This window comes from Capnocytophaga sp. oral taxon 326 str. F0382 (genome assembly GCF_000318295.1).
Lineage (GTDB): Bacteria > Bacteroidota > Bacteroidia > Flavobacteriales > Flavobacteriaceae > Capnocytophaga > Capnocytophaga periodontitidis.
In genome coordinates this window covers 1-6,569 of record NZ_KB291459.1, presented here as the reverse complement: position 1 = coordinate 6,569, position 6,569 = coordinate 1, and the positions used below count along the sequence as shown (strand labels likewise).

Annotated in this window: 6 protein-coding genes; all 6 read left to right on the top strand. The window is 38.8% G+C overall.

The window, feature by feature from the left end:
* Window positions 1–82 precede the first annotated feature (82 nt).
* Window positions 83–1,246: a sigma-54 dependent transcriptional regulator gene (locus HMPREF9073_RS12950; protein WP_009414234.1), complete on the top strand. Its 1,164-nt coding sequence runs from the start codon at window positions 83–85 to the stop codon at window positions 1,244–1,246.
* Between the two features lie 260 nt (window positions 1,247–1,506).
* Complete coding sequence (locus HMPREF9073_RS12945) at window positions 1,507–2,103, top strand: hypothetical protein (protein ID WP_009414232.1); 597 nt, start codon at window positions 1,507–1,509, stop codon at window positions 2,101–2,103.
* A gap of 112 nt (window positions 2,104–2,215) precedes the next feature.
* The gene (locus HMPREF9073_RS12940; RefSeq protein WP_009414231.1) at window positions 2,216–2,866 is read left to right on the top strand and encodes a vancomycin high temperature exclusion protein; all 651 of its coding nucleotides are present in this window, start codon (window positions 2,216–2,218) and stop codon (window positions 2,864–2,866) included.
* Between the two features lie 80 nt (window positions 2,867–2,946).
* Window positions 2,947–3,303: a 4Fe-4S binding protein gene (locus HMPREF9073_RS12935; protein ID WP_009414230.1), complete on the top strand. Its 357-nt coding sequence runs from the start codon at window positions 2,947–2,949 to the stop codon at window positions 3,301–3,303.
* A gap of 52 nt (window positions 3,304–3,355) precedes the next feature.
* Window positions 3,356–5,029 carry a VWA domain-containing protein gene (locus HMPREF9073_RS12930; protein ID WP_009414229.1) on the top strand — a complete coding sequence of 558 codons (1,674 nt, stop codon included), beginning with the start codon at window positions 3,356–3,358 and terminating at the stop codon, window positions 5,027–5,029.
* A 44-nt stretch (window positions 5,030–5,073) separates the two neighbouring features.
* The gene (locus HMPREF9073_RS12925) at window positions 5,074–6,327 is read left to right on the top strand and encodes an NAD(P)/FAD-dependent oxidoreductase (protein WP_009414228.1); all 1,254 of its coding nucleotides are present in this window, start codon (window positions 5,074–5,076) and stop codon (window positions 6,325–6,327) included.
* Window positions 6,328–6,569: the final 242 nt, after the last annotated feature.

Below are 6,569 nucleotides of genomic sequence, written 5' to 3'. Positions count from 1 at the left end.
TTAATAATTACTTACGTCGAACTCACGTTAAATAGACAAATTAATGCCCGTGCAGCTCGCACTAAATTGACAAATTAGAATTATGGCAAAAATACTTATCATAGAAGACGAATCGGCTATTCGCCGTGTGCTCAGCAAAATATTAGTAGAAGAAAGCAAAGAGTACGAAGTAGAAGAGGCAGTTGATGGCATCGAAGGCGTAGAGAAACTCAAAAAAGAGGACTACGACTTGGTACTTTGCGACATCAAAATGCCTAAAATGGACGGTATGGAGGTACTCACCGAGATTAAGAAGGTGAAACCTGAAATCCCTTTTGTAATGATTTCTGGTCACGGCGACCTTGAGACAGCTGTAAATGCAATGCGTCTTGGGGCTTACGACTATATCTCAAAACCACCCGATTTGAACCGCTTGCTCAATACAGTACGCAATGCTCTCGATAAGAAGAAGTTAGTAGTAGAGAATAAACACCTCAAAAAGAAGGTGAGCAAGAGCTATGAGATGATAGGAGAAAGTGCACCTTTGCAACAAATCCGTCAGATGATAGAAAAAGTAGCGCCTACTGAAGCTCGTGTGCTCATCACGGGTTCTAATGGTACAGGTAAAGAGTTGGTAGCTCACGCTATTCACTACCAGAGTGAGCGCAGTGAAGCCCCTATGATAGAGGTGAACTGTGCAGCTATCCCTTCAGAACTGATAGAAAGTGAACTCTTTGGGCATATCAAAGGGGCATTTACTTCAGCGGTAAAAGACCGTGCAGGTAAGTTTGAAGCTGCTAACAATGGTACGATTTTCTTAGATGAGATAGGTGATATGAGTCTCTCTGCACAAGCCAAAGTGTTGCGCGCTTTGCAAGAAAATAAGATTACCCGTGTAGGTAGCGATAAAGATATCAATGTAGATGTACGAGTGATAGCCGCAACCAATAAAGATTTGAAAAAAGAAATTGCCGAAGGTCGTTTCCGCGAGGATTTGTACCATCGTTTGGCAGTAATTCTTATTCGTGTACCTTCACTCAATGAAAGAAGAGATGATATCCCACTGCTTATCGATTATTTTTCAGTAAAAATAGCCGAAGAACAAGGTATTAGTCCTAAGAAATTTAGCAAAAAAGCGGTAGAACTCCTCCAAAAACAAGATTGGACAGGTAATATTCGCGAATTGCGCAATGTAGTAGAACGGCTTATCATCTTAGGAGGTAAAGAAATCTCAGAAGACGATGTCAAAGCTTTTGCAGGTAAATAATTGTGAGCTACACGAGTAGTTTTTATTTAGCAAAAGAATAGTATTGCAAATTTTGTTGAAGTTGTTTACATTTTGCGTCGCTACACTTTGCTAAAGTTCTCAATCGTTCGTGCGGATCGCACCTTTGGCAAAGTTGATTGTCTTGATAATCAATTACTTTTATAGTATGTTGTGTAGGGGCGTTTTGCAAACGCCCACACTAATAGAACTTTTTTGACACACTCTGAAAGGCTTGCACCTCAAATGAAAATTTCAATACGATGAAACAATTCTTATTAATCATATTTTTCTCTATAACTTTCTACAGTCAAGCTCAAACTATAAAAAGCAAGTTAGATTATTGCACTGTTTTTATTCCTAATGAAAAAGGATATCACTATTCAGAAGATGAGAAGAAATATTATGCTGTATTTCTGATTACGGAAAAAAAGTTGCAGAAAGATACACTTAAAATAGCTGTTTATTCAGAAACTCCTCCATTATACTTCGATGAACCTAAATGTAAACTAACACCTGCTTTAACAAAGAATTTAGAGAACTTGAGAAATGTAAAGATTCAATTGAATGAGCAATCTATTGTTATCGATACCACGTTTATAGAGTTTGGCATAGAGACTATGTATCCTGAAAAACTGATATATGAAAAAAAGAAAAGTGAAACGCTCTTAAAACTTACTTTTGGAAATTATACCTGGACTTCAGGAGGATATCATCGTTATGATATTTATCTTATCGCTAAAAACAATCAACTATCAGTAGCAAAAATAGTAGCTTTTTATTATTCAGCCGAATTTAAAAGTTATGGTAAAGAGAAAAATGAAGTAATATACCCTAAACCAACTAATAAAGTAAATTGAGAATTATAATGAAAATCGCCTTTACAGATTGTCCCCCTTCGGGATTGTCGGCAATTGCCGAGTAAGTGAGTCGGGGGCTTTATTACAACTCTTTTTTTACCTCTTATCTAAAATGAACAAAATAAAATCTTTTCTAAAACCCTTAAAAACCAAACGTTTCTGGAAAGTTACTGCTCTATTATCACTGTGGTTGCTCTTAGTAATCATTGCTTGTAACGTGCAGGTAACTAAAGAGACTAAAAACTTGTTGTACACTCAAGTTGCTGAGGTGCCTGCACATAAAGTAGGTTTGCTCTTAGGAACCAATCCTTATTTAAAAAGTGGTGCGCCCAACAAGTATTTTCTTTATAGAATAGAAGCAGCTGTGCAACTATATGAGGCAGGAAAAATTGAATATATTTTGGTCAGTGGCGACAATCATAGAAATGACTACAACGAGCCCGAAGAAATGAAAAGAGCCTTAATAAATAAGGGAATCCCCGAAGAACGCATTATCTTAGACTATGCAGGTTTCAGAACCTTAGACTCGGTAGTGCGAGCCAAAGATGTATTTGGCTATGATACATTTATTGTTATCTCACAACGTTTTCACAATGAGCGATCCCTTTTCTTGGCAAAGCACCACGGCATACAAGCTATTGGTTTTGATGCGCAAGATGTTACTGCCTACTACGGTTTTAAAACACGTGTACGCGAGTATTTAGCACGCACTAAACTCTTTGTAGACTTGTGGTTCGAGGTACAACCAAAATTCAAAAAGTAGCAAATTAACAAAAAAATATTATCTTTGCGCCCTTTCCTACCTCCCAACCTCTAAAACTCTCTAATCACTAACAACTAAAAATGGCTATAATAATAACTGATGATTGTATCAACTGTGGGGCTTGCGAACCCGAATGTCCTAACAATGCTATCTACGAAGGTGCTGATGATTGGCGCTATAGCGATGGTACAGCCTTAAAAGGACGTGTGGTATTACCGAGCGGATTGGAAGTAGATGCCGATGAGCCTCAACAAGCTATTAGCGATGATATTTATTTTATCATTGCCGATAAATGCACCGAGTGTATAGGTTTCCACGATGAACCTCAATGCGCTGCGGTGTGCCCTGTAGATTGTTGCGTGCCCGATGATGCCCACCAAGAAACAGAAGATGAACTCTATGCTAAAAAACGCTTTATTCACAACGAAGAAGCTTAGTTTGGCATAACATTTGACTTTATAAAGGTAAGATTTTTAATGTATTACCCTTATGAAAACAAATGTATCTTTAATGCTGTTATCAGCTTTGTTATTAGCGGCTTGTGGTAACCCCGAAGGTCACCGAAATTCAAGCAATTCAGCCAACCAGCTTCCACCTCCTGCACCTGCTACAACAGTGGAAGAACTTACAGCGAACAAAATGGCTTCGCCTGAAACACCACCTCCGCCACCCCCACCACCTGCGTATGATGCTGTAGTAGAAGAAATGGAAATTGCCAATTCTGAAGAACCTTCTCAACAGCAACCGCGTAGTAATGAAACCTACAAAGAGATTTCTGAAAATCCATTTGTAGCAGTAGCGCAACAACCCGTTACCACTTTTTCTGCCGATGTAGACCGCGCTTCGTATGCTAATTTGCGTCGTATGTTAGGTTATGGTCAGTTACCTCCTAAAGATGCCATTCGCATAGAGGAGATGATAAACTACTTCGATTACGACTATCCTGCACCTACTAAGGAGGCTACTTCTCCTTTGCGCGTGACCCCCGAATTAGCTCCTACACCTTGGAATCCTAAGCATTTGCTATTGCGCATTGGTTTGCAAGCTAAAAAATTGGATTTGGCTCAAGCTCCACCTTCTAATATTGTTTTCCTAATTGATGTATCGGGCTCAATGGATGAGCCTAACAAGCTCCCTTTGCTAAAATCTTCATTCAAACTCTTGCTCACTCAGCTCAAACCTACCGACAGAGTGGCGATTGTAACTTATGCCAGCGGTACAAAAGTAGCCCTTTCGTCTACTCCTGTAAAAGAGAGACAAAAAATAGAAAAAGTACTTGATAATCTGTATGCAAGTGGTTCTACGTCAGGTAGTAGTGGTATTCAGTTAGCTTACAAAGAAGCTCAAAAAAACTTCATTAAAAATGGTAATAACCGTATTATTTTAGCTACTGATGGCGATTTCAATGTGGGGATTAGTAATCCAAGAGAGTTAGAAAAATTCATTGAAAAACAGCGCGAAAGTGGTATTTATATGTCAGTTTTAGGTTTTGGTATGGGTAATTACCGCGATGATATGGCTGAAACCATAGCCGATAAAGGCAATGGTAATTACGCTTATATCGATGATCTTACCGAAGCTAAAAAAGTATTGGTAAACGAGTTTAGCGGTACGCTTTTCGCCGTAGCCAAAGATGTGAAACTGCAAATCGAGTTCAACCCTAAATACGTGAAAGAGTATAAGCTCATAGGTTATGAAAACCGTATACTTGCTAATGAGGATTTTACTGATGATAAGAAAGATGCAGGTGAAATAGGCGCAGGGCATACTGTTACAGCCCTCTATGAACTCATTCCATCGGAAGGTAAAGTGGCTCAAAATCTCCGCTACCAAACAAAAGAACTCAACGAAAAAGGTAAAGGCAATGAGTTAGGATTCCTCAAAATACGTTATAAAGACCCTAAGGTAAAAGATGCTAAAAGTGTAGAAGTAACCGAACCTTTGTTATTTGCTAAGAAATCTTTAAATGAGACTTCTGTAGATTTTCGCTTTGCAGCCAGTGTAGCCGAGTTTGGTATTCTCTTGCGCGGCAATAGCAATAAAGCCCAAGCTACTTATGACCAAGTAGTAGAATTAGCTAATGGTGCTATAGGCAAAGATGAAGAAGGCTATCGCAAAGAATTTGTGCGCTTGGTAAAAAGTGCAAAATTGTTGGCTAAATAGTAAAAAAATACTATATTTGCCCCGTGCTTTAAAAAAAAGTTTTTATGAAAAAAGAAGTAACTGATGTATTAGTAATAGGCGCAGGACCTTCAGGTTGTGTGTCAGCTGCCTATTTGCATAACAATGGCGTAAAAGTACGCGTAGTAGAAAAAACTAAATTTCCGCGTTTGGTAGTAGGGGAGAGCCTTATTCCACGTGTGATGGATCATTTTGACGAAGCAGGACTTTTGCCTGCCTTGGAAGCCCAAAAATACGAAGTAAAATGGGGCGCCCGTTTTATCCGTGGTGAACAAGTATGCCAATTTGATTTTGGTAAGAAATACGGCAAAGGTTGGGATTGGACGTGGCAAGTACCTCGCGCCGATTTCGATAATGTTTTGGCTCAAGAAATCATCCACAAAGGCGTACCTCTTAGTTTTGAAACCGAAGTTACGAACGTGCAGTTCTTTGATGATCATCAAGTTACTACCGTAAAAGACAAGAACGGGGAAGTATATGAAATCACCTCTAAATTCGTCATTGATGCTAGTGGTTACGGACGTGTATTGCCTCGCTTGTTAGACTTAAATTCTCCTTCTAAATTAGACGATCACTCGGCTATATTCACCCATATCAAAGAAGATAAGGTACGTCCTGAAGGAGAAGAAGGCACACTCATTTCTTTTGATATTTTAGAAAGAGAAGTATGGCTCTGGGTGATTCCTTTCTCTAATGGCAATACCAGTGTAGGGGTTGTAGGACCTACCCACTACATCAATAGTCTATCAGCTTCTGGCAATACTACTGAAGCTTTGCGCAAGGCTATCGTAACCTCAGATTTTTACAGAGAGCGCTTCCAGCATTCCGATTTTCTATTTGAACCTAACAAGATACAAAGCTACTCTTGTTCAGTGAAAAAACTCTTTGGCAATGGCTTTGTACTCACTGGTAATAGTACCGAGTTCTTAGACCCTGTATTCTCATCAGGAGTAGCTTTTGCAACTGAATCGGGTATGTTAGCAGCCAAATTGGTAAAACGCGAACTTGCCGGAGAAAAAGTAGATTGGCAAAAAGAATACACCGACTATATGCAACGTGGTATTGATGTATTCACTTCTTATGTAAGAGAGTGGTATACAGGTAATTTGCAAACACTCTTCTTCCATCAACCTGCTAATGAGGATGTAAAAGAAAAAATCTGTGCTGTATTAGCGGGTTATGTATGGGATACCACCAATCCGTTTGTAACCAAACATAAGCATATCATCGAAAATATGGCGTACGCTATCAACAACGGCTTAGGAATGAAAGAAGCGTAAAAGCACTTTAAACACGCTCAAAAAAGCTACCCCAAAATCTAAAAATCGCTTTTGTATCGCTACACTTTGCCAAAGTCCTTAGACTTCGATATATAAGTATATGAATATGATTTATGTAGGGGCGTTTTGCAAACGCCCCTATAAAATAACATTAGTTTGATATAAAAAATATTGATTTTACAGCTTTGTATTATAATATATTCACAAAAAACGTGTTTAAACTTTTTTGAGGAACTTGGAGA

What these genes read in the sequence shown, in the direction of transcription:
- HMPREF9073_RS12950 (WP_009414234.1), top strand. Translation starts at nt 83, where the DNA reads ATGGCAAAAATACTTATCATAGAAGACGAATCGGCTATTCGCCGTGTG.
- HMPREF9073_RS12945 (WP_009414232.1), top strand. Translation starts at nt 1,507, where the DNA reads ATGAAACAATTCTTATTAATCATATTTTTCTCTATAACTTTCTACAGT.
- HMPREF9073_RS12940 (WP_009414231.1), top strand. Translation starts at nt 2,216, where the DNA reads ATGAACAAAATAAAATCTTTTCTAAAACCCTTAAAAACCAAACGTTTC.
- HMPREF9073_RS12935 (WP_009414230.1), top strand. Translation starts at nt 2,947, where the DNA reads ATGGCTATAATAATAACTGATGATTGTATCAACTGTGGGGCTTGCGAA.
- HMPREF9073_RS12930 (WP_009414229.1), top strand. Translation starts at nt 3,356, where the DNA reads ATGAAAACAAATGTATCTTTAATGCTGTTATCAGCTTTGTTATTAGCG.
- HMPREF9073_RS12925 (WP_009414228.1), top strand. Translation starts at nt 5,074, where the DNA reads ATGAAAAAAGAAGTAACTGATGTATTAGTAATAGGCGCAGGACCTTCA.